This window comes from Anaerococcus rubeinfantis (assembly GCF_001487145.1).
In the GTDB taxonomy this organism is placed as follows: Bacteria; Bacillota; Clostridia; order Tissierellales; family Peptoniphilaceae; genus Anaerococcus; species Anaerococcus rubeinfantis.
Window position 1 is genome coordinate 1,737,880 of sequence record NZ_LN913016.1, and the last position, 26,778, is coordinate 1,764,657.

At 30.3% G+C, this 26,778-nt stretch carries 20 protein-coding genes and 1 rRNA gene; 17 read left to right on the plus strand and 4 right to left on the minus strand.

Annotated elements, in window-relative coordinates:
- The 4 genes from gyrA to BN3265_RS09120 are packed head-to-tail and all read left to right on the plus strand — an operon-like array spanning position 1 to position 3,857.
- Positions 1-2,442, plus strand: a complete 2,442-nt coding sequence (gyrA, locus tag BN3265_RS09105; RefSeq protein ID WP_058991252.1) for a DNA gyrase subunit A — start codon at positions 1-3, stop codon at positions 2,440-2,442.
- A gap of 1 nt (position 2,443) precedes the next feature.
- Entirely contained in the window at positions 2,444-2,752 is a 309-nt protein-coding gene (locus BN3265_RS09110) for an STAS domain-containing protein (RefSeq protein ID WP_058991253.1), read from the plus strand.
- Positions 2,752-3,084 carry an ATP-binding protein gene (locus tag BN3265_RS09115; protein WP_058991254.1) on the plus strand — a complete coding sequence of 111 codons (333 nt, stop codon included), beginning with the start codon at positions 2,752-2,754 and terminating at the stop codon, positions 3,082-3,084. The genes BN3265_RS09110 and BN3265_RS09115 overlap by 1 nt, the downstream gene beginning before the upstream one ends.
- A gap of 2 nt (positions 3,085-3,086) precedes the next feature.
- Positions 3,087-3,857 carry a SigB/SigF/SigG family RNA polymerase sigma factor gene (locus tag BN3265_RS09120; RefSeq protein ID WP_058991255.1) on the plus strand — a complete coding sequence of 257 codons (771 nt, stop codon included), beginning with the start codon at positions 3,087-3,089 and terminating at the stop codon, positions 3,855-3,857.
- A gap of 261 nt (positions 3,858-4,118) precedes the next feature.
- On the opposite strand, the gene BN3265_RS09125 is transcribed toward BN3265_RS09120, so the two are convergent.
- Entirely contained in the window at positions 4,119-5,081 is a 963-nt protein-coding gene (locus BN3265_RS09125) for a hypothetical protein (RefSeq protein ID WP_058991256.1), read from the minus strand.
- 353 nt (positions 5,082-5,434) lie between these two features.
- Here BN3265_RS09125 and BN3265_RS09130 point away from each other — a divergent pair, with 353 nt between their 5' ends.
- The 8 genes from BN3265_RS09130 to BN3265_RS09165 all read left to right on the plus strand — a co-directional run bounded on the left by BN3265_RS09130 (position 5,435) and on the right by BN3265_RS09165 (position 15,252).
- On the plus strand, positions 5,435-7,558 hold the full coding sequence (locus tag BN3265_RS09130) for an ABC transporter substrate-binding protein (protein WP_058991257.1): 2,124 nt from the start codon (positions 5,435-5,437) through the stop codon (positions 7,556-7,558).
- Positions 7,559-8,804: 1,246 nt separating this feature from the next.
- Positions 8,805-9,767 (plus strand): ABC transporter permease, encoded by a 963-nt coding sequence (locus BN3265_RS09135; protein WP_058991258.1) that lies wholly within the window; start codon positions 8,805-8,807, stop codon positions 9,765-9,767.
- A gap of 1 nt (position 9,768) precedes the next feature.
- Positions 9,769-11,721, plus strand: a complete 1,953-nt coding sequence (locus BN3265_RS09140) for an ABC transporter permease subunit (RefSeq protein ID WP_058991259.1) — start codon at positions 9,769-9,771, stop codon at positions 11,719-11,721.
- An 8-nt stretch (positions 11,722-11,729) separates the two neighbouring features.
- Positions 11,730-12,734 (plus strand): ABC transporter ATP-binding protein, encoded by a 1,005-nt coding sequence (locus BN3265_RS09145; protein WP_058991260.1) that lies wholly within the window; start codon positions 11,730-11,732, stop codon positions 12,732-12,734.
- Positions 12,721-14,334 (plus strand): oligopeptide/dipeptide ABC transporter ATP-binding protein, encoded by a 1,614-nt coding sequence (locus BN3265_RS09150; protein ID WP_058991261.1) that lies wholly within the window; start codon positions 12,721-12,723, stop codon positions 14,332-14,334. The genes BN3265_RS09145 and BN3265_RS09150 overlap by 14 nt, the downstream gene beginning before the upstream one ends.
- Positions 14,331-14,519 carry a hypothetical protein gene (locus BN3265_RS09155; RefSeq protein ID WP_049690395.1) on the plus strand — a complete coding sequence of 63 codons (189 nt, stop codon included), beginning with the start codon at positions 14,331-14,333 and terminating at the stop codon, positions 14,517-14,519. Before BN3265_RS09150 ends, BN3265_RS09155 begins: the two co-directional genes overlap by 4 nt.
- A gap of 58 nt (positions 14,520-14,577) precedes the next feature.
- Positions 14,578-14,823 (plus strand): glutaredoxin family protein, encoded by a 246-nt coding sequence (locus tag BN3265_RS09160; RefSeq protein ID WP_058991262.1) that lies wholly within the window; start codon positions 14,578-14,580, stop codon positions 14,821-14,823.
- 45 nt (positions 14,824-14,868) lie between these two features.
- Positions 14,869-15,252 (plus strand): hypothetical protein, encoded by a 384-nt coding sequence (locus tag BN3265_RS09165; RefSeq protein ID WP_058991263.1) that lies wholly within the window; start codon positions 14,869-14,871, stop codon positions 15,250-15,252.
- A 550-nt stretch (positions 15,253-15,802) separates the two neighbouring features.
- On the opposite strand, the gene BN3265_RS09170 is transcribed toward BN3265_RS09165, so the two are convergent.
- Positions 15,803-16,285, minus strand: a complete 483-nt coding sequence (locus tag BN3265_RS09170) for a TM2 domain-containing protein (protein ID WP_058991264.1) — start codon at positions 16,283-16,285, stop codon at positions 15,803-15,805.
- 145 nt (positions 16,286-16,430) lie between these two features.
- Here BN3265_RS09170 and BN3265_RS09175 point away from each other — a divergent pair, with 145 nt between their 5' ends.
- Positions 16,431-16,931 carry a helix-turn-helix domain-containing protein gene (locus tag BN3265_RS09175; RefSeq protein WP_058991265.1) on the plus strand — a complete coding sequence of 167 codons (501 nt, stop codon included), beginning with the start codon at positions 16,431-16,433 and terminating at the stop codon, positions 16,929-16,931.
- A gap of 71 nt (positions 16,932-17,002) precedes the next feature.
- Here BN3265_RS09175 and BN3265_RS09180 read toward each other — a convergent pair whose 3' ends face one another.
- Entirely contained in the window at positions 17,003-19,966 is a 2,964-nt protein-coding gene (locus tag BN3265_RS09180; RefSeq protein WP_058991266.1) for a type III restriction-modification system endonuclease, read from the minus strand.
- 2 nt (positions 19,967-19,968) lie between these two features.
- The gene (locus BN3265_RS09185; protein WP_058991267.1) at positions 19,969-21,882 is read right to left on the minus strand and encodes a site-specific DNA-methyltransferase; all 1,914 of its coding nucleotides are present in this window, start codon (positions 21,880-21,882) and stop codon (positions 19,969-19,971) included.
- 508 nt (positions 21,883-22,390) lie between these two features.
- On the opposite strand from BN3265_RS09185, the gene BN3265_RS09190 reads away from it, so the two are divergent.
- The 4 genes from BN3265_RS09190 to BN3265_RS09210 form a co-directional block, all read left to right on the plus strand.
- Positions 22,391-23,503: a glycerate kinase family protein gene (locus tag BN3265_RS09190; protein ID WP_058991268.1), complete on the plus strand. Its 1,113-nt coding sequence runs from the start codon at positions 22,391-22,393 to the stop codon at positions 23,501-23,503.
- Positions 23,504-23,515: 12 nt separating this feature from the next.
- Positions 23,516-24,181 carry a rhomboid family intramembrane serine protease gene (locus BN3265_RS09195; protein ID WP_058991269.1) on the plus strand — a complete coding sequence of 222 codons (666 nt, stop codon included), beginning with the start codon at positions 23,516-23,518 and terminating at the stop codon, positions 24,179-24,181.
- 9 nt (positions 24,182-24,190) lie between these two features.
- Entirely contained in the window at positions 24,191-25,975 is a 1,785-nt protein-coding gene (gene pepF / locus BN3265_RS09200; protein WP_058991270.1) for an oligoendopeptidase F, read from the plus strand.
- Between the two features lie 440 nt (positions 25,976-26,415).
- Positions 26,416-26,778: ribosomal RNA gene (locus BN3265_RS09210) — 16S ribosomal RNA — on the plus strand; the annotation flags it as partial.

Consider the following 26,778-nt stretch of genomic DNA (forward strand, 5'->3'; position numbering starts at 1 on the left):
ATGACAGAAGAAAACTATAAAAACATCATAGAGGTAGATCTTGAAAATCAAATGAAAAGTGCTTACTTGGAATATTCCATGTCTGTAATTGTTTCAAGAGCCCTACCTGATGTACGTGATGGATTAAAACCAGTTCATAGAAGAATTTTATACGGAATGGAAGGGCTTGGACTTGATCCAAATAAACCTACCAGAAAATCAGCCAGAGTTGTAGGTGAGGTTATGGGTAAATTCCACCCTCATGGAGACTCTGCAATCTACGATGCCCTTGTAAGACTTGCCCAAGATTTTTCAACTAGATATCCTTTGGCAAACGGCCAAGGAAACTTTGGTTCTGTTGATGGAGATGACGCAGCTGCTATGCGTTATACAGAAGTTAAAATGAGTAAGATTGCCAAGGAAATGCTCAGAGATATCAACAAAGATACAGTTGATTTCATGCCAAACTTTGATGAAGAAGAAAAAGAACCAACAGTTCTTCCATCAAGATTTCCAAATCTTTTGGTAAACGGATCAAATGGTATAGCAGTAGGAATGGCAACAAATATGGCTCCCCATAATTTGGGAGATTCAATTGACGCTTGTATTGCTTACATGAATAATCCAGAAATTACTGTAAAAGAATTGGCAGATATTATAAAGGGACCGGATTTTCCTACAGGAGCACAAATTTTAGGAAAAGCTGGAATCAAAAAAGCCTACAAAACTGGACGTGGAAAATTAAAACTTCGTGCAGTTGCAAGAATTGAACCTTTCAAAAAAAATAGGGAAAGAATAATTGTTACAGAAATTCCCTACCAAGTAAACAAGGCAAATTTAATTAAAAAAATTGCAGAATATGTTAAAGATAAAAAACTTGAAGGAATTTCAGATATTAGGGATGAATCCGACAGAAAAGGAATGAGAATTGTAATTGAGGTAAAAAGGGATGCAAATGCAAATATAGTCCTAAATAATCTCTACAAACAAACCCAACTTGAAACAACTTTCGGAATAATAAATCTTGCCCTTGTTGACGGGGTTCCAAAAATTCTTGATCTAAAAGAACTTATTAAATATTATGTAAAACACCAAAAAGATGTAGTAAGAAGAAGGACAATATTCGATCTTGACAAGGCTCAAAAGAGAAAACACATAGTTGAAGGTTTGATTATTGCCATTGATAATATCGATGAAATTATAAAAATAATAAGATCATCCTATGATAATGACCAAATTAAAAAAATATTTAATGAAAGATTTGGCTTAACAGATCCCCAATCTCAAGCTATCCTTGATATGCAATTAAAAAGACTATCAGGTCTTGAAATTGAAAAATTACAAGCTGAAGATAGGGAATTGGCTGAAAAAATCGAATATTTCACATCAATTTTAAATGATGAAGAAAAATTGATTGACGTAATCGAAGAAGAAATTTTAGAAATAAAAGAAAAATTTGCCGATGATAGGAGAACAAAAATTGTTCCAGATGAGGGAGAATTTGATATTGAGGAATTAATTGAAAAAGAAGACGTATTAATTTCTTTAACCCATGATGGTTATATAAAAAGACTTCCTATAAATACCTACAAGGTTCAAAACAGGGGAGGAAAGGGGATTTCTGCTGGAAATACAAAAGAAAATGACTTTATCCAAAAAATTCTTACAACCAACACCCACGAATCCCTTCTTTGCTTTACTAACCTTGGAAGAGTTTACTCCTTAAAATGCTACGAAATTCCAGAAGCAAGCAGGCAATCAAGAGGACAAGCTATAATAAATTTAATTTCTCTTGCAAGCGATGAGAAAATTACTGATATTATGGAATTGTCAGAACTAAATGAAAATAGCCAACTAGTTTTCCAAACAGAAAAAGGAAAAATCAAAAAAACTGATGCAGAATTATTTACAAATATCCAAAGAAATGGAATTATAGCTATTTCACTTGAAGATGGAGACATGCTTGTTTCAATTAGGCAAATAGATCATCCATGTGATATAATTGTTACAACCAAAAAGGGAATGGCAATAAAATTTGCCTCATCAGATATTAGGTCTATGGGAAGAAATGCTCAAGGAGTAAGGGCAATTAGACTTGGAGATGATGACAAGGTTGTGTCAATGAATATAGTTGAGGATGAAGTATATTTGGTAGTTGTAACTGCAAATGGTTTTGGTAAAAAAACATCCTTCAATAATTTTAACAACCAAAATAGGGGAGGAAAGGGAGTAAGATGCCACAAAATCACAGAAAAAACTGGAGATTTGGTAGCAACCCTTCCTGCTAATTTGGATGATGACATAATGATGGTTTCCTTAAAAGGTGATATGATTAGAATATCAGCAAGAGATATTTCAACCACAGGAAGAAATACCCTTGGTGTAAAATTAAAGAATTTAGAAAATACTGAAGACTTTATTGTTTCTGTAACCAAGTATTATGAAGAAAACAGCGAGGACTAAAATGTTTAAGGCAAATATTGAAGAAAAAAAAGATCACTTATTGGTAGGGCTTGTTGGAGATTTGGATGTTTATTCAAAAGAAGATTTTTCTAAATTTTGTGAAGAATCTTTAAAAAATACTAATACAGATTTTATAATTGATCTTGAAAAATTAGATTATATAGATTCAACAGGCCTTGGTATGTTTATAAATATTTACAAGGACCAAAAAGAAAAAGATAAGAGTGTAAAAATAATTAATCCAAAAGAAAATATCAAAAAATTATTTAAAATTACCGATATAAGTGATTTATTTGAGATGGAGGGATAATGGATACCATAAGTTTAACAATTCCACCAAAAACTATCTATCTAAAATCAATGAGACTTTTGGCAGCAAGTCTTGCAAGCGATATGGGCTTTGATATTGAACAGGTCGAAGATATAAGAGTTGTTGTATCAGAAGCAATAAATTATAAAATGAGCGATAGGAATATAAAAATAAATTTCTATATAAAAGAAAATTTAATGAAAGTAGAAGTAATAGGAAAAGATAGGGAAATTGAAGAGGAAAATCTAAAAATCAAACAAATCATCCTTGAACAATTAGCAGACAAGGTAGAAGTTGTTGAAGATAAGATTATACTAACAAAAGAGAAATAATTATGGCAGACACAAAAGCTTCTCTTGAAAGAAAAAAAGAGATCAAAGAAAAATTTGAACAATTTTATAAAACAAGGGACAAGGACCTAAGAAATGAACTAATAGAAGATCATATGTATATAGTCGATATACTTTCCAATAAATACGTAGGAAAGGGAATCGAAAAAGATGACCTTTATCAAGTGGCATCTCTTGGTCTAATTTATGCCATTGATAGGTATGATCCATCAAAAGGATACGAATTTTCATCCTTTGCAACCCCAACAATAATGGGCGAGCTAAAAAGATATTTCAGGGACAAGGGTTGGGTAATAAGAGTTCCAAGAAGAATTCAAAATCTCTACAAAAAAATAAATGTAGCCAAAAAAATTCTTCCCCAAGAACTTCAAAGAACCCCAACTATAAAGGACATTGCAGCCTATCTTGGAGAAGATGAAGAAACAATTCTTGAAACAATAGAAGCAAGCAAGGTCTATACACCTCAAAGCTTAGATATGAAATACCAAGTCCAAAAAGGAGAAAATTCCGTAGATTTATCCGACATGATAGGAGAAGACGACAAAAATTTTGATTCAGTAGAATTAAAAGATTTGATAGATAAGTCAACCGAAAGGCTAAACGATCTAGAAAAACAAATTCTAGAACTAAGATACTACGAGGGAAGAACCCAAGTAGATATAGCAAATAAACTATCCATCTCCCAAATGACAGTATCAAGAATAGAGAAAAAAATTCTACAAAAATTCACAATAGAAATGCAAAAAATGCAATAAAAACTAGCAGGTTTTCCTGCTAGTTTTTTATTGGAAATAAAAGAATTTAAATTTTATAAAATTTATAATAATGAAATATTTTCAAATTTAAGAGTAAAAATAAATTAAAAGATTTAAAAAATAAATCTTTAACCAATAAAAAAGCCAAAAATAACCCATCTCGAGCTATGTCGAGAGATCTCCTTGATTATTTTTGCTTTTAATTAAATAAATTCATGAGATTTCTCTATTTTCAAAATGGGTTATATTTATTTATTTTTCCTATTTTTCATCACCTGGATACATTGTAGATGCGCCTGGATACATTTTTCCTATTTCATTTATGACTAATCCTATATCGCCATAGCCTGTTTCTTCTAATTTTTGTTTTGCCCTATAATTTGCAAGGTCTATATCTTCATTACTTATTTTTTCTACAGATTCTTTAGAAAATCCATAATGGTCTACTAATTCTTTTCTAAACTCATCGTAGTCTTCATTTTTTTCTGCAAATTTTTTCATATTTCCACTTTCTTTACTTTGATTATTATTTTGTGAATTTTTATTGTTGTTTGTTTCTTTTTTTGAAGAATTTTCAACGTAGCCATTTGGATATTTTTCTTTTAATTTTTCATAGGCCTTGTCAATTTGTTTTTCATAGCTTGCAAGCTTATTTTCATCGTAAACTTTGAAAAATACTTCTCTTAAAATTCCATTTGGAACTTTTGATGCATCGAATCCTCTTTGTTTTAGATATTTTCTTGCATTTTTGTAATTATCTGTATTTTCATCTCCACTGTAAACCCAAGTTTCGACTTCATCTACTGAAATATCTGGGTAAATTTTTGATGAATTTTCATTATCTTTTGCCACTTGGTTAAAAAATAGGGTTAATTTATTCCAAAATCCTGTTTTTTCTCTCAATTCTTCAGCTTTTTTCTCGTATTTTTTTATATCTTCTTCTTTAAAATTGTCCACAAATTTTTTGTTAAATCCACCAATATCAATCATGGCTTTTTTTATTTCATCATTTGATAAATTTTTAGACTTTTTTCCTTTTTCATTTGATGAATTTGAAGTATTTTCTGAATTTTTTTCTTCTCCTACTGTAAGATTATTTTCTTGGTTTGAGTTTTCTGTAATTTTTTCATTACTTGAAGAGTTTTCTTGGATATTTTTTTTAGCTTTTGCACATCCTGAAAAAATCATAGATAGACTTAAGGTTAAAATTAATATTTTTTTCATACTTCCTCCATTTTTTATTCTTAAATATTTTTTACCCATTTTAATTATTTTCAAAAATTTTAAAATTTTCCAAAAATTTAAATTTTATATTTTACAATTTAGTCTATTAATATACAAATTTGCCAAACGTTATCATTTCAACAATTTATCTAGATAAATCGCGAAAAAATTGTAAAAAAATTTAAAATTCCTCCTCATATTTTGTATAAATATAAATTATAAAAAAATATATTTTTATAAAAAATTCTGTAGTCATTGAAATTATCAGAGATAAATAGAATTTGACAAAAACATAAATATAAACTATAATGAATTCATATAAAATAAAAAATAAAAGAAAAGAGGAGAGAAGGATGAATGTAAAAAAAGTTTTCTCACAAGCTTTTGCGCTTGGCTTAGTTTTGACTCTTACTGCTTGTGGCAGTGGTGGAAACAAAGACAACAACGGGTCAAATGCTGGAGATAACAATGCTAGTAACGAACAAGCTAATGAAGAATTCGAAAAACAAACTGATGATAATACACTTGTAGTAGGTGTTGATTCACTTGGTGGAGAATTTATTCAAGGCTTTAACAACAGTGCAAATGATGTAAGAGCTAGGGAATTTATGGGAATCCAAGGTGCTGTTGGATATGATACTTATGTTAAGGATAGAAGCGGAAAATATGTAATGAACAAAACTGTCCTTGATGGTGAACCTGAATCAAAAGAAAATGAGGATGGATCAAAAACTTTTACTTTCAAAATCAAAAAAGATCTTAAATGGTCTGATGGTGAACCTGTAACAGCTGACGATTATTTGTTCACAGCTCTTTTACACTCACCAGAAGATTATGCTCTTATAACAGGATCAACAGAAATCGGTGGAGATTCTCTAAAAGGTTACAATGACTTTAGAGAGGGAAAAACTGATGAATTTGAAGGTCTTAAGAAAATTGACGATCAAACTTTTGAAGTTACAGTTGATAAAGAATTCTTACCATACTACGAAGAAGAATCTCTAAAAGCAATGAATCCAAGACCAATTCATTATATTGCTCCAAATTTAATTGTTGATGGATCAAAATTTGCTCTAAAAGATGGCTACAAATTATCTGATGATGACAAAAAAGCCTTTATTGAATCACTTGACAAACAAATCGAAACAGAAAAATCTGAATACGATGAGGCTGTAAAAGATGCAGGTGAAGAAGATCCAGATTACAAAAAAGAACACGAAGAAAAACTCAAAACTCTTGAAGATAAGAAAAAATCTGCTGAAAGCGGAAAAGATATAGATCCAACAGAAATGCTTGTTGAACAAGCTATGCTTGCTGATGCAAATGACTACAGAAAAGAACCAAAGGTAACATGTGGACCTTACAAATTTGTTTCATTTAAAAACAATATGGTTAAGCTAGAACTTAACGACCAATACGCTGGAGATTTCGAAGGAAACAAAGCAACAATTCCAAATGTAATAATCCAAGCAGTAAACCCAGAAATATCTGTAGACCTTGTTAAAAATGGGGACATAGATATATTTGAAGATGAAATGAACGGTTCAAGAATTAAACAAATGAGAAAAGCTGCAGATGAAAAGAAATTACAATATGTAGCTTATGATAGAAATGGTTATGGATGTCTATCATTCTTAGACGACAGGGGTCCAACTCAATATAAAGAAGTAAGACAAGCTATAGCATTTTTAATGAACAGAGATGATTTCGTACAAAACTTTGCAGGTGGATATGCAGTAGTAACAAACGGAATGTACGGTTCAAGTCAATGGATGTATAAAGAAAGAGGAGCTGACGTAGAAGCTAAACTTACAAAATATACATTAAACGTAGAAGAAGCAAACAAGAGACTAGATGAGTCTCCATACAAATTTGAAAAAGACGGAAAAACTGCTTGGGATGCTAAAAAAGCAGCTGAAGAATACAAAAATAATGCTGATAAATTTGATTATTACAGATACGATGAAAATGGAAAGAAATTACAAATCAACCAATTTGGTGCAAAAGAATCTGAAATAACAACACTTCTTTCAAACCAATTACCAGACAATGCTAAACAAGCAGGACTTGAATACAACGTTCAAGCAGGTGACTTTAATACTCTTCTAAACTATAGAGAAAATCCAAAAGAAGGTGACAAGGCAGAATATACAGCATTCAATATGGGACTTAACTTTGGAACACCATTTGATCCTTACTACCAATACAACAGTAAAGGAAATGATAACAAAACAAAGACAAATGATCCAAAGGTTGACAAAATTACAGAAGAATTAAGACAAGTAAAACCTGGTGATAAAGAAGCTTACCTAGATAAATGGGAAGAATTCCAAGAGTGGTACAATGATTACCTACCAGAAATCCCACTTTATTCAAATCAAATCCACTCATCAGCATCCACAAGAGTAAAAGGATTTGACGGCTTAACACCAGAATGGGCAGCATCTTGCCAAATCAATCAAATGAGTCTTAAATAAGATAAATTGAATAAAATTTAAAAAAGAAGCCATTAATTTGGCTTCTTTTTAGTTGAAAGCTTTGAATTTTTGTTTTTTAATCTTAACTTATAAATATAATTTATGTATTAACTAAATTAAAGAGATCTCTCGACTTCGCTCGAGATGGGTTTTTGTTTGTACTTACTTTTAAGCTAAAGTTTAAATGAATTAATCATTAGATTTTATAAATTTTAATTTAAAGTAATGTTTTTATTTTAAATAGAACTTACGAATATAATGCTTATATTTATCAAATTAAAGAGATCTCTCGACTACTAAAACCAGTTTTCTTCGAAAACTTTTCCGTGCTTTCACACTAATTTTTAGGGATAATTATGTCAAATCAAGGCATAATTAACTGCTCGAGATGGTTTTTCTTGTCTTATTTTTAAGTTAAAGTTTAAATAATATTACCATAACTTTTATAAATTAAATTTTTAAACTGATTTTCACTTAATAGAAAAATAGGATTTCAATTAAAATCTTAAATTAATCAATTCAAAGAAATTTACTAAGGGAAAAATTACCATCTCGACCTTATGGAGAGATCTTTTATATCAAATTTGCTTTTATTAAAATAATTCATGGAAATTAATATCTGAATTTAAATTTGAATTTAATCAATTCAAAGTAGTTTACTAAGAAAAAAATCACCCATCTCGAGCTTGTCGAGAGATCTCTTTTATTAAAATCTTATTTATATTTAGCTTTTTTTTAAAAAATTAGATTTTTCTAATGAAATTAATTAAAATTTATTGTTATGTTTTTTATTTTTTTAGCTTATTTTTTATTATTTATGGCAAGCCTTATCTTTTTTATTTGATTTCGATTAATTAACTGTATTTATTTTTTAAATTCAAAATTTTTCTTAATATTTTTAATTTTATAGATGAAAACATTAGAGCTTTAATGTATTGTAGGATGATTTTTTATTAATATTCATCGATATAAAATTTTCCTCATAGAATGTGAATTTTTAAAAATAAATATCAATCTTTATAAGTTTATGGCAAATTTTACATTGACAAAATCGATCTTTTATATTAATATTATGGTTATGATATTATAAGTTTATTCTATGGAAAATTTTTATATTTATTAATTTTTATATGAAATCTTTTCTTTGATTTTTTTTGAAATTTCAAAGTTCAAATTTATTTATATTTAATTAATTAAAGTGTGAAAATTCTTGGGCAAACTTAAAAAATATAAGGAAGGGATAGATATGTTAAAATACATAGTAAAAAGAATCATTAATTTGATTCCTGTAGCCATAATTATTTCTATATTGGTTTTTGTACTTTCTAAATCCATGCCTGGTGATCCTATTTTGGCAATGATGCCAAAGGATGGAAGGATGACCAAGGCCCAACAAGAACAAATGTATAAAAATCTTGAAAAACGTTATGGTTATGATAAATCGTTACCAGAACAATATTTTATGTGGATGGGAAGAAGTTTGAAGGGAGATTATGGTGAATCTACTCAAGCTAAAAGACCTGTTAAGGAATATCTTTCTGAACCACTTAAAAATACAATTTTATTAAATATAGGTTCGACTCTTGTTTCTTTTATACTTTCGGTTCTTATTGGAATAAGGTCTGCTGTTCACAAGGGAGGGCCTTTTGATAAGTTCTTCCAGGTATTTACCTTGGTTGGAATTTCTTTGCCTACATTTTTTATAGGTTTATTTTTGATATTCTTATTTGCTTTTAGGCTAGGATGGTTCCCTGCTAATGGTATGCCTAGAAATAATACCTTTGGTGAATGGGTTAGGTATTTAATTTTACCTACTTTAACTTTAACTTTTGGTTCTATGGCTTCAATTTCTAGATATGTTAGAAACTCTATGCTAGATTCTCTTAATGAGGATTATATTAGAACTGCAAGGGCTAAGGGCTTAAAGGAAAAAACTGTAATTTATTCCCACGCTTTTAGAAATGCCCTAATTCCGGTTGTAACTGCTATGACTTGGGCAATTCTTTCGATGTTTTCAGGTTCTGCTATTACTGAAACTATCTTTGCTTACAGGGGAATCGGAAATATTCTTATAAAATCAGTTTTGGCTCAAGATTATAATGTTATTCTTGCTCTAACCATGTTTTATGCAATTTTAACTCTTCTTGGAAACTTGATTATGGATATTGCCTATGCACTTGTTGATCCTAGAGTAAAATTGGAGGCTTAATATGAAAAATGAATTTAAAAAATCATTTAAATCTTTTGGAAAATTAGTTCTTTCCTTGTTTACTTTTGGAACTAATGCAAATGATAGCGAAAGCAGAGAAGACAAGATAAAGGATGGGGCCCAAGATTTACTCGATGAGCAAAGCGGAGAAAATCTTGGAGATCTTAATCCAAAAAATGAAAATGAATCTTTGAAGGAAGATGCAATTACTTCTCCTGGAAAAATGGCTGTAAAAAATTATTTTAGAAATCCTCTTGGAGTTTTGGGTCTTGTTTTGATGCTTGGAATTATCCTTGTTGTTTTTATTGGATCAGCTATAATTCCTTTTAATCCTTACCAATCTGAGGGTACTCTTATAAATGTTTCCCCAGGTTCAGGCTATATGAAATATCCTTCCCAAATGGAAAAAGAGGGTGTTGAAAGAATTTCTGTAGGAAATACTTTTGGTGTTGGTCTTACTAAGGAGAAAAATTTCTATTTTTGGGGCAAAAATAACGAAGATAATGTTATGAAAATGCCTGAAGATATAAAGGAAAAACTTAAAGGTAAAAAAATTAAAGATGTTGCAGCTGGAGATAGACATATTCTTGTAGCAACTGAAGACAATGAAGTTTATGGTTGGGGTAATGATTCCTTCCAACAAACAAAACTTCCACCAATGCAAGAAAGTCAAATCAAAGAAGAAGGTATAAAAAAACTTGGTGGTGGAGTTCAATATTCTGTCGTTTTGACTGAAAAAAATAATATTTATGTTTGGGGTTCAACAATGAACTCAAGACTTGACCTTATTCCAAAAGAAGTTCAAGGAAAAGTTGTAGATTTTGATACAAGTGGATCAAATATTTTTGCTGTATTAAAAGACGGAAGTACACAACTTCTTGGTGTAAGGGGAGCTGAAGTTGATGTGGGAGCACCTGATGAAATTAAAAATGATAAGCTCAAAATTTCAAAAGTTGCCCTTACTACAAATTCTGCAGCAGCTCTTGATGAAGATGGAAAACTTTATGTTTGGGGTCCTTCTAGGGATAATTTATCAGGAGAAAATGTTCCAAAATTCAAAGGAAAAGTTAAGGATATAGTTGCAGGAACCAATCACTTCACAGCCCTTGATGAAGATGGAAAAATTTATTCATGGGGAAATAATGTTTATGGTGAGGCTGATAGTCCTAGTGGAAAATATGAAAAAATCTTTTCTGGATATTTTAATAATTATGCTGTAAATAAAGAAAATAAAATTGATACTTGGGGACTAAAAGGATTTAAATTTGGATCAGATGACCAAGGTCGTGATATTTATACAAGATTAATTCACGGTGGAAAAATGACTATAATTATTTCTTTTGTATCAGTTATTATCCAAGTTGTGCTTGGTGTAATTATTGGTATGGTTTCAGGTTATGCTGGAGGAAAAGTTGACAATGTTTTGATGAGAATTACAGAAATTGTTCAATCATTCCCATTCTATCCACTTATTATCACACTTTCTGCCCTACTTCCTGTAAATACAAGTCAAAATACAAGGCTTATGATGATCATGGTTTTACTTGGAGTTATTGGATGGACAGGAATAGCAAGGCTTGTTCGTGGACAAATTTTGGCTGAAAGAGAAAGAGATTATGTAATAGCAGCTAAGGCTTTGGGTGTTACAAATTCTTCAATTCTTGTAAGACATATTCTTCCAAATATTCTTTCAATAATAATTGTAAATGCGACACTTGGTTTTGCAGGAAACCTCCTTACAGAAGCAGGTTTATCATTTTTAGGATTTGGTGTCCAAGAGCCAATGCCATCATGGGGTAATATGATGACAAGTGCCCAATCATCAGATGTAATTAATATTTACTGGTGGAGATGGGTAATTCCAGCTCTTGCAGTATTTTTGGCAGCATTTTCAGTAAACTTAATTGGAGATGCCCTAAGAGATGCCATTGACCCAAGATCAAATGAGAGATAGGTGTAAAAATGAAAAATTTACTAGAAATAAAAAAACTCCATACCTACTTTGAAACAAGACGTGGTCTTATAAAAGCAGTAAATGGAGTATCATGCACAATTGAAGAAGGAAAAACTTTGGGCCTTGTTGGAGAAAGTGGTTCTGGAAAAAGTCAAACTGCAATGAGTATCTTGCAACTTTTTGAACCAAACCAAAAAATTTACAGTGGAGAAATAATTTTTGACGGTAAAAAGATTTCTGACTTTAATAGAAATCAAATGGAAAAGGTAAGGGGAAATGATATTTCTATGATTTTCCAAGAACCTATGAGTTCACTTAACCCAGTTTTTACAGTAGAAAAACAAATTTCAGAAGTTTTGATTCTTCACAAAAAAATGAATAAAAAAGAAGCAGCAAAAAGAGTGGAGGAACTACTTGCTCAAGTAAAAATTCCAAACCCTCACGTTGTTGCCAAACAATATCCTTTCGAGCTTTCTGGTGGTATGAACCAAAGGGTTATGATTGCCATGGCCCTTGCTTGTGAGCCAAAATTATTAATTGCAGATGAGCCAACAACAGCTCTTGACGTTACAATCCAAGCTCAAATTCTAAAATTAATGAATGAATTAAAGGAGAAACAAAATACTTCTATTTTATTTATAACCCACGACTTGGGAGTAATAAATCAAATGGCAGATGAGGTTGCAGTAATGTATTGTGGACAAATTGTTGAACAATCACCAGTTGATTATATTTTTAAACACGATATTACAAAATACAACCATCCTTACACAGTTGCTCTTTTAAATTCTATTCCAGCAATAACAAGCGATAGAAACGAAAGACTTGATATAATTCCAGGCTCTGTTCCACATCCACTTAACCTTCCTGATGGATGTAAATTTGCAGATAGGTGTAAGTATGCTACTGAAAAATGTAGAAAAGAAATGCCAGAGCTTGTATCAGTTAACGAAAACCAAAAAATTAGATGCCACTACCCAAACAGAGAGGAGAGAGAAGATGGAGAACAATAAAAAGGTCTTATTTAAAATAAGAAATCTTAAAAAATATTTCCCAATCAAGAAAAAATCTATCTTTTCTAGGGGAGCAAATGAATATGTCCACGCTAACGAAAATATTTCCATAGATATATTTGAAGGCGAAACCTTTGGTTTGGTTGGAGAAAGTGGTTGTGGAAAATCTACTTTTGGTAGGACAATCCTACAAATTTATGAACAAACAGAAGGAACAACCCTATATTATGGAACAACTCTCGATAGACTTGCTCCAGCTTATATGGGAAAAGATATAAAAGATATACCAAAAATATTTCCTTCATATGATGCTGAAGTAGAAAAACTCCATAAGATTTATGATGAGCTAGAAAAAACTGATGATGAAGAAAAAAAAGCAGAATTAAACGAAGCTGCTATGCATCAAAGAAGACTTCTCCAAGAAGAATATGAAAATATGATGAGAATAGCAGGAGGACTTCTTGCAAGCGACAACTTGTCAGAAATTTCTGCCCTACTTGATGATTATTACAGAAAAATCAAAGAAAGATCCAAAGTTTTACTAGATATCAAAAAAATCGAAGAAAAAGACGAAGTAAGGATTAGGGATAAAAAAGAATTAAAAGATGCCATTTTAAACGATCCAAAATACAAGGAACTTTTGAGTAAAAAAGAAAAACTCGACAAGGAAGTTTTGGAAAAAGAGCAAAAAATAAAGGCAAAAAAAGAAGAATTAAAATCAAAAGAACTCTTTGAAAAATTTGAAAGTTTTGTAGATGATGGAATCGACCTATCAAGACTTACAAATGAAGAAATGAGAGAGCTTAGAAAAGATCTTCAAATAATCTTCCAAGATCCTTACGGTTCTTTGGATACAAAAATGACAGTTGGAAATATAATTGGAGAAGGAGTTTTGGGCCACGGACTTTTCAAATCAAGAAGTGAAGCAGGCTACAACGAATATATCCAAGATGTAATGAACCAATGTGGACTAGCTCCATATTTCATCCACAGATATCCTCACCAATTTTCCGGTGGACAAAGACAAAGAATTGGAATTGCCAGAGCCCTTGCCTTAAATCCAAAATTTATAGTTTGCGATGAGGCAGTTTCAGCCCTTGACGTTTCAATCCAATCTCAAATTATAAATTTATTGCAAGATTTAAAAACAGAATTGAACTTAACCTATCTTTTCATAACCCACGACCTTTCAGTTGTAAAATATATTTCAGATAGGATAGGAGTAATGTATTTGGGAGTTATGGTTGAGCTTTCAGATTCAGATAGGATTTTCAAAAATCCACAACACCCTTACACAAAGGCTCTTTTACAAGCAATACCAAGAACTGACGTTGATAAAGGACAAGAATTACAAACAATCGAAGGAGATATTCCATCAGCCGTAAGGCCACCAAAGGGTTGCCGTTTCCACACAAGATGTAAATATTGTATGGATATATGCAAACAATTTGAGCCTGAGCTTAAAGAAGTTGAACCAGGCCACTTTGTAGCTTGCCACTTGATGGACGTTTCAGAAGAAACAAAAATGAAAGCCTTCGAAAAAAACGAAGAAGAAAGACTCAAAAAAGAACACGAATTGGCCAAGGAAGCTAATCTATGAAAAGACCAATAGATCCCTTCAAAAATAAAACAAAAGAAGAAATCTATGAAAAAGAAGAGCTTTTAGAAGAAGATAATCTAGAAAAACACGACAGATTTGCCATGTTTTTGGCAGCAATGAAAGTTTTTTTACCACCAGTGTTACTAATACTTTTAATATTTACCTCCCTAATATTTTTCTTTTAAGTTTTAAAAATAAATTTAAGGGTAGAAAAATTATAAGAGGAAAAAGAAAGGAAGTATTATGAGTAAATTTGACTTATATTTTAAACCAGAATGTCCATATTGCTTAAAAGTTTTAAACTTTATGCACGAAAATAAAATTGTAGACTTCACATCCTACAATGTAAAAGATGGCAGAAGTGGAAAAGAAAACACCAAAGAATTAATAGAGCTTGGTGGCAAAGATCAAATTCCATTTATGGTATTTGGCGATAAAAAAATGTATGAATCTGACGATATTATCGAATATCTAAAAGAAAATTATTAAAACAAAGCCAGTAGGAAGTCCTGCTGGTTTTTTTGTGAGGGAAAAATGAAAAAATTACAATATAAAGACGGAAAAATTTTTGAAAATGAAAGAATGACCTATAAACTAGAAGGTAAGTACAATGTATTGCGTCCTAGTGGAAAATTAGTAGCAAGATTTAAAATAAAAAACTTATTTAGCCTAAGAGGAAAAAAACAAGCTGTAATAGGAAATCTAAAAATAGAAAAAATGAAAGATGAGCCTATAAGCGAGGCAAAAATCATAAACAGGCAAATGAAACTAATAAGCCACGAAAATTTAATCTCATTAATAAAAGACGATGAATTTCTAGCAAGCTTTGATTTTGAAAATAACAAAATAGAAGTAGCAGAAGACGAAGGACTTGTAGTAAGTATATTTTTTGCAATGAAAAAATTAGAAGAAAATTAAAAATTATAAATTAAGCTTAAAGCACAATTTCCATATCGACCGAATGCAATGAGTGGAGAGATCTCATGAATTTAGTTAATAGAAAGATAAAAGTAAAATAAGAGATCTCTCGACTACGCTCGAGATGTGTTTAGCTTCGTTTTGACATATAATTTAATTTATTTAATTAAATAAAAAAATAATAAATTTTAATATATCCTTATCTTCTATATTAATAAAAATAAATAAATTTAATCTAGCTTAATAAAAAATCAATAGATAGAAAAATAAATATAAAAACTCAAGCAATAAAATTATAAAAACATAAATTAAGAACTTCAGCAATTAAATAAATCAAAAAACCACCCATCTCGACCGACTGTAGGGAGTGGAGAGATCTCATGAATTACATAAATAAAGATACAATAGTAAACTAAGAGATCTCTCGACTAGGCTCGAGATGGGTTTAACTTCGTTTTTAAATTTTAAATAATATATTTTTCTAAATACATCATATTTCTTTAAATTCTACTTTATTTCAATCATAAAAAAAGAACTCAAAATTGAGTCCTTATACATATATTTCCCCATATTCATCAGAAGGTTTTGTAAGGGCGATTATAAATTCTACGAAGGCAATTATAGCAGGAATAAAAGTCCAAGAAAAAATCAAATATAAAATTCCTGTGCCGATTTTTCCAGAATAAAATTTGTGGCCACCAAAGCCACCCAAGAAAAATGCCAAAAGAACATAGGCAAGTTTATTTACCTTCTTTTTATTTTGAATACTAGTATTTATATAATAATTGTTGGTAACCTTGCTCCTGTCATCCGGCACATTTTTTCCAAAATCATAATCAGGAGTACTTTCTTTTTCAACAATATTTTTCTCTTTTATTTTACTTACCAAATATCCCTTATCGTCCTTAAAAACTTTGACCCTATCTCCTATTTGTGGAAGAAAATTTATATCAGATAAATTAACCCTAACAACAGACCCATCATCCATACCGACAACTATACTGTCAATTTCAATTTTAATAATTTCGCCCATAATTCCTCCTTATTTTCTATAATTATATCATTATTTATAAGAAAAAATAAAAATAAAAGAAAATATAGGAAAAATTCCCCCAAGTTGCCCTATAGTTGCTAGCTTTTTTTGAAAAAATCTTTAAAATAATAGAAAAGGAGGATTTATGATTGGAGAAAAAATTAAAAATAAAAGAAAAGAATTAAATTTAACCCAAGAATATTTGGCAAAAGAATTAAATATTTCAAGACAAGCTGTATCTAAATGGGAAAAAGGAATAAGCGAGCCTTCCATGGAAAATCTTGTGAAATTATCTGAAATTTTTGGGGTAGATATAAAATATTTTAAAAATAATGATGATAAAGAAAACGAATCTCTTTTTTCAAAAATTTTTTGGGATTTTTTATATGCAGCTATAGGCCTTGTTTTTTATTTAATTTATTATTTTGGAATAATGGAAAAAGTCTTAAACAAAGACCCAAAAGAAATGCCCTTTTTAATAATTACAATTTTTCTATCCTTTTCAGTAATAGCCTTTCCTCAAGCTATAAAGAATATGGGAAACAAGCTAGAAAAAATAGATTATTTCACCTTTTCAAAATTAGTCTTGCCAGTAATTTTTATAATTTCACCTTTTATTGTTTTTTATTATATTTTTAAAAATTAAGGATAAACTTTAATTTTTAAATTTAAAAGGCGATTGCAAACTTATAATCATATTTTGCAATCGCCAAAATCTTACCTATCTAATTCATTAATCATAGCTACAATATCATCATTTTTTAATTGCTTTTTAAAGACAACATTGATTCCATTTTCTTTCATTGTTTCAAAAAATTTCTCAGCCGATTTTATACGGATTTTTTCATCATATCTTAAAGATTTTTCGTCTTCCATATCCTTGGTTTCTACAATAAAATTAATCTGTTTAGCTCCATCCTTTGAATCAATAACATACATAAAATCTGGGCTTGTTGTTCCCCCATTAAATAAAGGAATTTGAATTGATCTTCTTGGAATTTTTCCAAAAACTCTAACTTTTTCAATATCACTTTTAAGTAGAGTGTCTTTTTCTTTATCACTGTCATAAATAACAGCATCATAAAGAAATCTTTTTGGAATATCGATATTTTCGTCCCTATAAACTCCCAAAACTCCCTGAACCAATTCGTCCAAAACATTTCCATTTTTGTCTGTTAAGCTTGTTTCTTTAACATCAATATTAAGAGCCTTATAAGAAAAATTCTTTATGAGCTTTTCATCAAGCCACTTATTAAATTCATTTCCTATCAAATTAATAGAAAGCTTTGAAAATAATCTATCATCAATATTACCCTTGTCTTTATTAAACTTGCATAAAGTTTTGTGAATAGTTTTTATACTCAAGCCAGTTTTCTTGTTAACTTCTTTTAAAAATTCATTATAAGGAAGTTTATCTTTAGTGACAAAATAATTTGCCATATTTTCTCTCAAAACAATTCGCCCATCTTCTTTTTCAGTTCTTTTTGAAATTATTTCAACATTAGTATCCATGTAAATATCTTTTTCTAAAATTTTATAAAAAGCATCTTCTAATTCATTTTCTGGAATTTCTTCAAACTTTAAAAAGTATTTTTGATTAACCGTCTTCCACAAGCCTTTAATCTCTGAAAATTTATCCTTACGAATTTTTACATAGGCTTTCTTTTTGTTACCATCTATAAGCTTGTTAGGCTTCAAATTATTAATAGCTTCAGGATAATCTTCATATAGCTTAGATAAATTTTCAAGATTTATCTCGCCCTTACGGTTGATGTATTTTTTAGATAACATATCAATAAAAATATCATCTTCAGAAATTGCTCTCAATTTAGAGATTTTTGGAAGAATTGAATTAATATTAGAAATTTTATTTGGCGTATCACTATTTATTTCTCCGAGCAATTTATTTGCAAAATCTTTTTCAGAATAATCAATTAAGTATCTCAAATAAAATTGCTCATCAGAAATCCTATAACCATTTTCATTTACAGGTAGCCTCAATCCCCTGCCGACTTCTTGAAGTTTGCTAGTTTCTGAACCCGAAGATCTTAATTTTACAATTTGAAAAACATTTGGGTTGTCCCAGCCTTCTTTTAAAGTCCATTTTGAGAAAATAAATCTTAAAGTATTCCATTTTTTATCATCACTTTTAAAATTTAAAAGAAATTCCTTGTCCCTTAAAATCTTATCAACTTCATTTTTGATATCTTCTTCAGAAGTAGAATTATCCTCGCTAAAATAACCCCCGCTTGTCTTGGATATATCACAAAGAGAACTTTCCAAAAAAGATTTATATTCCAAAAGTCTCTCGTCACTATCATCCTTTATATTTTGGATTTCTTTTTTAATATGGTCCTCTAGCATTTTTTCAAACTTAAGCCTTAAATGACCTGCCTTTCCATCTTCATCACGAAAAGATCGAACAGAATCAATAAAAAATAAGGATAGGGTTTTTATCTTGTCTTTTCTTAAAAAATTATTCTTTTCAGTTTCAAAATGGTTGATGATAGCTTGTCTTAACATCATTTCCTGATAAGTTTCAGTATAAATTCCTCCATAAATAATATCGCCCTTTGATAGAACTTGACCATTAGACAATGTTACACCGCGATTAATATTTTCATCATTAGTTTTTCCAATTTCTTCAACAAAAATACCAGAAAATTCCTCACCCAAAACAGAAAGACTATCTAATTTTGCAAGCTGTTCAACTTTTTTTGTTTTTTCATCACGAATATAGCAAAGCTTTGGATTTTGTTTGAAATCCATTAGCTTAAATTTTGTATCATTTTCCTTTTCAGCATCAATCATAAAAGTTTCCACGCCCTTAACCAAATTTTGATTAAATGCTTGGCTAGAACCCAAATTAAAAATCAAATTATTAAAGTCTTTTTCCTTTGACTTTTTCTTTTCAGGAAAAGTTGCACCAAAACGAATAATACATTGAGGATTAATTTCTTTTATCAAAGCTTTATAAGCCTTATTTTCTTTTTTAAACCTGTGAGGCTCATCAATGATTACAATAGGTCTTGTAGCTTTGATTGCTCCATAAGGTTGGGTAAAATTTCCCATCAAAGTTTGATCATAATCATCTTTTTCCATAGTTGCCTTTGACAAAAGCATGCCAGAGCTTAACAATAAAACAGAAAACCTATTTTTTTGGATATTTGTTCCACGCACATATTCAGATACAGCATAAGGAAAATTTTTGCGACCACTTTTATTGTTTTGAGCTTCCAAAACAGAAAGATCCAAAGATTTATTAGGATAAAGATCCGAAAAATGTCTTCTGCTATAATCCGCCGCCATGAAACTTTTTGCCCCCTCTCTAATAGGAGTAGAAGGAACAAGGACAACAAATTTATTAAAACCATATCTTTGATTTAGCTCATACATCATTCTTGTATAGCAATAAGTTTTTCCAGTACCAGTTTCCATTCGAATATCAAGGCCCAAATAATTTTCATCATCAGACCCCCTCCATTCATTTGGAATAGCCTGTAAATTTTCATATCCTTGCCATAAAGTTTCAATATTTTCCCTGATTTTTTTATCATTCAAATCAATCAGAGGATTAGAATAAGGATTCTTGCTGTCAAAAATTCTAATATCATCAAAAACTTTTACAACAGACTTCAAAAAATCTTCTTGGTGGGGAAGAATAGTAAGTTCAATACCCATAACTAAAACCTCTCAATCAAGCTTACATTTTTGTTATTTCTAAGAACATTCAAATTTGTTCTAAGCTCTTGAAGAACACTAAAATCAATAGAATGAAGATAAACAACAATCCTATTTATAATAAGACTATCATCTTCTATCCTTCTAATAAGCTCCATTACATCACTTGAACACAAACCGGAATCAATAATATAAAGAGATTTTCCAATCAAATTCGCCCTATATTCATCCAAAACATAATCATCAGAAGATTGAGATAAACCATACCCATCCTCATTTAACCAAGTAGACAAAATATTTTCCTTGCCACTTGCATGGTCATTATCAAAAATTGAAACCATATCATCATTTAGAAAATCAAGTTGATCAGAAAACTCCTCCAACTCGTCCAAAGTTTTTTCCATAGGTTTTTCAAGATAGAAAAGCTTAAAACCATAATCAATATCAGCACCAGTTTCATTTTTAATTTTTTTACCGGCCCTTTTGATTCTTTCCCTTCCGATTTCATCAATAGTTTTATATCCAGCCTTAAAAGCAGCCTTCTTTTTATCAATTTTTTCAGGAATTTGAACCATAATATATTTACGCTTTCCACCATCTTCAGCATTTAATTGCATAACAGCATCAGCAGTTGTGGCGGAGCCAGAGAAGAAGTCTAGAGTGATTGATTCTTTATTACTTCCAGATTGTATTAGCTTATTAATTAATTTAACTGGTTTTGGAAACTCAAATACATCATTATTAAATAAATTTCTTATTTCTTTTGACGAATTTTGCGATGTTCCTACCTTGCTAATGTCAATAGAGTAATCAAAATTAACATCTTCTATAAGCGTTGGTAATGTAGCACCATTTCTAACATCTGATAAAAATTTTTTTTGATAAGGAGTTCTATTTTTGCCTCTAAAAACAATTCTGTGGTCTCTTAATAATTCGTCCATTTTTTCAGAATTATATAACCAACATTTATTTTTTGGAGGTAAGTGCTTTTCTCCTGTCAAGGGGTCTATTATGGGATACACACAACTTTCAACTAATCTTCCTCCCTTTCCATTTCCAGACAAGTCAGCATAATCCCATTTTCCTCGGGGATCATTATCCGGATTTTTGTAATTAGAGTCCATTTTTGCAGTTCTCTTTTGTAAATTTAAAACATGATTCAATATATTTTTTGAGTATAAAAATACATATTCATGATTTTTTCCAATTATTCTATCATTAGGAGGAGTAGTTCGTCTTTTCCATATTAATGTCTCGACATAATTCTCTTCCCCAAAAATCTCATCACAAATTAATTTTAAATTAGCTTGTTCATTATCATCAATAGAAATAAAAATAACCCCATCATCAGACAACAAGTCCCTTGCCAACAAAAGTCTAGGATAGATAAAAGTAAGCCAAGCCGAGTGGGTACTTTTGCCAGAAAGGTTTAAAATTCTTTCCGCCTCTTCTTCCATGATGCCAATAGTTCTTGCAAGTTCTTCACTGTAAAAATTAAAATTATCAGGATAAACAAAACCGTCAGAGCCTGTATTGTATGGAGGATCGATATAAATACATTTTATTTTCCCACTATATGATCCCAACAAATGTTTTAGGGCGTCTATATTGTCCCCAACTATATAGAGATTTTCGCTGTTTTTATTTTCATCCTTTTCATTATGTTTTAAATCTGGAGAAATATAAGTTTCGCTTTCCAAAGAACTCAAGTATTTAGCATAAGATTTTCCCAAAAATTCAAGACCATAACCTTCCTTTGAAAATTCGATTTCCTCTTCTTTCAAAAAATCTTTGAAATTATCAATTCTAAATTCACCATCTTTGGTAAAAAATTGTGGAAATTCTTTTTTTAATTTTTCCATCTCCCTGCTATTGGGTTTTTTATCTTTATTACTTTTAAGATTTTTACCAATCATAATCTTCCTCCGTTTTTTTATATTCAAAAATTTCTAATATTAAATCATATTAATTTAAAATTTTATTTCCATATATTTTCTACTTTAATTATAACGTATTTACCTTTTTTCTTGAAAACTAAAAAAATTCTCTATTTTATTAAATAAAATTTAAAAATAAGCAAAAAAAATAAACCCTAGTGGGTTCACAGAATGTAGACAAAGTCTTTTATTAATTTATTAATAATTTAACAAAAAAATTACCATACAATCTATCTCAATAGCTGAAAATTTTTCGAGATGAGATAATTTTTGATTTTTATATCAAATTTCCCAATTTTAAAAGCCACTTATAAGTATTTAAGTGGCTCTTTGATGGGCGAAATCTTTTTTTAAAGATTTCCATGAGTTAAACAGTAAAAGTTTATTTTCTAAACTTTCTATTTAATTATATCATTGAATTTACAATTGGTAAAGATAATTAATAATTTGTCCACATAGTTTGGGTATAATTTAATTGAGGTGAATTATGAATATATTATTAGCTTTGGATTCTATTAAAGATTTTGAAAATTCTATCGAAATTGGAAATTATTTTAAAGAAGAGTTAGAAAGTGAAAATGAAAATAATAGGGTTTCTATTCTTCCTTTTTTGGATGGGGGACTGGGGACTGTTGAAAGCATCAAGGAAGTTATTGGTGGAGATTTTTCTTATGTAAATGTCCATGATCCTATAGGCGAGGCTTCGACTGCAAGATATATTATCAAAAAAAATATGTGTGCTATGGAGATGGCTCAAGCTTGTGGTCTTAGGCTTTTGTATAAGGATAATTTAAATGTTATGGAATCTTCTTCAATTGGTCTTGGAGAGATGATTTTTGATGGTTTGAATAATGGTTGTGAGAATTTTTTTATTGGAATTGGAGATACGGCTACAAACGATATGGGTATGGGAATGCTCTATGCTTTGGGCGTTAGATTTTTTGATAAAAATCTTAATTCTTTAAATCCGGTTGCAAAAAATATGATCAAGGTTGATTCTATTGATACATCTGGTCTTGATAAGAGGGTTTTGAATGCAAATTTTGAAATTGCTACAAGTCTTCCTCTTACTCTTTTTCAAAAAAATTCTTTTTTGGATAAAAGACCAATAAGAAAGGGTGCAAGTCCTGAGGAAATTTTACAACTTGAGAAAGCTTGCAAGCACTTTTCTAAAAAAGTGAGCGATTTTTTGGGGGTAAGCGAGATAGATTTTCCTTATCTTGGTGCAGGAGGTGGAGTTTGTTGGGCTCTTTATATATTTTTCAAGGCTCAAATTTCTAATTCTATGGAACTTGTTTTGTCCCTCGTTGATTTTGAAAAAGAGGTAAAGGACAAGGATCTTTTGATTATTAGCGAAAATGTTAATGAATTTAATGGGGAAAATTCTATTAATCTTTCTAAATTTGCCAAAAGATATAATGAAAATATAAAAATAATTTTCTTACAAGATGAAGATTACCAAAGTTTGAGGGATAATCCTTATATAGATGAAGTTTATAAATTTAAAATCAAATCAAATCTTGAAAGGGGAGATTATGAAAGGGAAATAAAGTCTGTTGCAAGAGCTTTTATTTCTGATAATCTTTCTGTAAAAATTTAAGAAAGAGGAGTTATGGCGAAGCGAAAAATGACTAGAATATTAATGGCAATCAACGTCATAGTATTTATTTTGATGACTGTCACAGGTGGCAGCGAAAATATTGAAAATCTTTTGAGATTTAATGCTATGAGCAAAATTCACGTTTACCAGGGAGAGTGGTGGAGATTGTTCTGCCCAATTTTTATCCATATTGGATTTTTTCATCTTTTGATGAATATGTATTTTTTAAATAGTGTTGGTGATACTTTTGAATCCTTGTACGGGTCTAGAAATTTTCTAATTATTTATTTGTTATGTGGAATAATGGGAAATTTATTTACCTATGCTTTTGGAGAAATCACAAGTGTATCAGCGGGAGCTTCCACATCCCTTTATGGACTTTTTGGTCTTGCTCTTGGAATTATGTTTAATTACAGGGACAATGAATTTCTAAGGCAATTTGGCTCAAGTTTTATAGGAATTGTTGCTATAAATATTATTTACTCATTTATGGTACCAGGAATTGGAATAACAGGACACATTGGTGGGCTTTTGGGAGGATTTATCCTTGCAGGATTTTTCCCGATAATGAATATGACCCTACCAACAAGCACAAAAATTATTGCAATAATTGCCTTTGCATTAATAGCTATGGGCTTTATATATATAGGAAACAAATCAGTTGCACAAGCATTATAAGGAGAAAAAATGGACAGAAAAGATATAGACAAGTCCCTAAAATGGGACACAGAAAAAATTTATAAGACAGACGAAGATTTCTACAAAGATGTAGAAGAAGTAAAAAATCTAATCGAAAAAACTAAGACATATAAAGGAAGGATTTTACAATCAGCCGATAGTCTTTATGATTTTTTAAAAACAAATGAAAAATTAGAAAGAAAATTTTTCAAACTTGGCGTATATGCTTCACTAAAATCTGACGAAGACACAAGAGTTGCAAAATATCAAGAAATGTCAAAAATTGTAGATAACTTATTTGCAAATCTTGCCCAAGAACTTTCCTTTATAACACCAGAAATTTTATCTGAAGATTATAAAAAAGTTAAGACATATATAGAAGAAAAAGAAGAATTAAAAATTTACGCACATTATTTCGAAGATTTATTTAGAAATAAAGATCACACCTTGGGAGAAAACGAAGAAAAAATCATAGCTTCATTTTCAAAATTGACCCAAAACCCACAAAATACTTATATGATTTTTTCAAACGCTGACCTAAAATTTCCAAAAGTAAAAAAGGGCGATGAAGAAATACAAATCACAGATGCAAACTTCACAAACCTAGAACTAGATTCAAATCGAAAGTTTAGAAAAGAAGTTTACGAAAAATATTACACAGTTTACAAACAATTTGAAAACACAGCAGCCTCCCTTCTTGATGGAGAAATGACAGCAAATAACACTATAGCAAAACTTAAAAAATTCGATTCAGCAAGAAAGATGAGCTTGTTTGCAAACAACATTGACGAAAAAGTTTACGATAATCTAATAGAAGTAATCCACGATAATATAGAAATTCACAGAGAATACACCAGCCTAAGAAAAAAAGTTTTGGGCCTAGATGATTTAGGATTTTACGATATTTACCTACCATTAGTAGAAGACTACAACAAAACCTACACTTTTGATGAGGCGAAAGAATTGATCCTAAAAGCCCTAGAACCACTCGGAGAAGACTACATCAAAAAAGCAAGAGAAGGCTTTGACGATAGGTGGTTTGATGTAATGGAAAATGAGGGAAAAAGATCAGGAGGATATTCATCTGGATCCTACGATACAGAACCATACATTTTGTTAAACTATAATGATTCCCTAGATTCACTTTTCACAACAGCCCATGAGCTTGGACATTCCATGCACTCATACTACACAAGAAAAAACCAACCATATATCTACGGAGACTATTCAATATTTTTAGCAGAAATAGCATCAACAACCAACGAGCTATTACTATTAAATTACATGATAGACCACGCCAAAGACGAAAAAGAAAAAGCCTACCTATTAAACCACTACGTAAATTCATTCAAATCAACAGTCTTTAGGCAAACAATGTTTGCAGAATTCGAACTAGAGGCAAATAAACTAGTAGAAAATTCTATGCCAGTAACAGCAGAAAAATTAAACCAAATCTATCACGACCTAAACGTAGATTATTTTGGAGAAGATATAGAAGTAGACAAATATATATCAACAGAATGGGCAAGAATACCACACTTTTATATGTTCTACTACGTCTTCCAATACGCAACAGGATTTTCATCAGCAGTAAGCCTATCAGAAAAAATCCTCCACGGAGACGAAAAAGATTTAGAAAAATACCTTAACTTCCTAAAAGCAGGAAAAAGCAAATATCCACTAGAAGTACTAAAAGAAGCTGGAGTAGATATGAGCAAAAAAGACTCCCTACAAAAAGCTATGGATACATGCAAAGAAAAACTAGAAGAATTAAAAAAATCTCTAGCAAATTAAAAAAAATTAAAAATAAAAATCAAAAAGAGCTCGACAAGCATAAAATTTTCAAAAAAAGCTTGAAAACAAGAGCTCTTTTTAAATTTTTAAAAAAATTCAAAAAAAATTTGACAAAGCCAAAAAATCCTAGTATTATATAAAGGTACTGTTAAAGAAGCGAGTCAAACAAGAAAAAATAAATTTTCAAAAAAATTTGACAAGCAGAAAAAAATAGTGTATTATATATTCGATATCACTTCAGACAAACAATCTAAAAAGTAAGATTTTAATAAAAAAATTAAAAAAATGCTTGACAAGATAAAATGAACGTGGTATTATGTAATAGTCGTTACGAGATAACGACATTGAACCTCAAAAAAATATATAGAAAACTACAATAAAAGTAAAGTGAATTACTTTGAGTAAACCAAACGAAAAATGACAAAAGTCAAGATCAAACTATAATTGAGAGTTTGATCCTGGCTCAGGATAAACGCTGGCGGCGTGCATAACACATGCAAGTCGAACGATGAAACTTAAATGAATTCTTCGGAATGATTTTAAGCGGATTAGTGGCGAACGGGTGAGTAACACGTGAGTAACCTGCCTTACACAAGGGGATAGCCTTTGGAAACGAAGAATAATACCCTATAAAGTCAAAATATCGCATGATATAGTGACCAAAGATTTATCGGTATAAGATGGACTTGCGTCTGATTAGCTAGTTGGTGAGATAAAAGCTCACCAAGGCGACGATCAGTAGCCGGCTTGAGAGAGTGTACGGCCACATTGGGACTGAGACACGGCCCAAACTCCTACGGGAG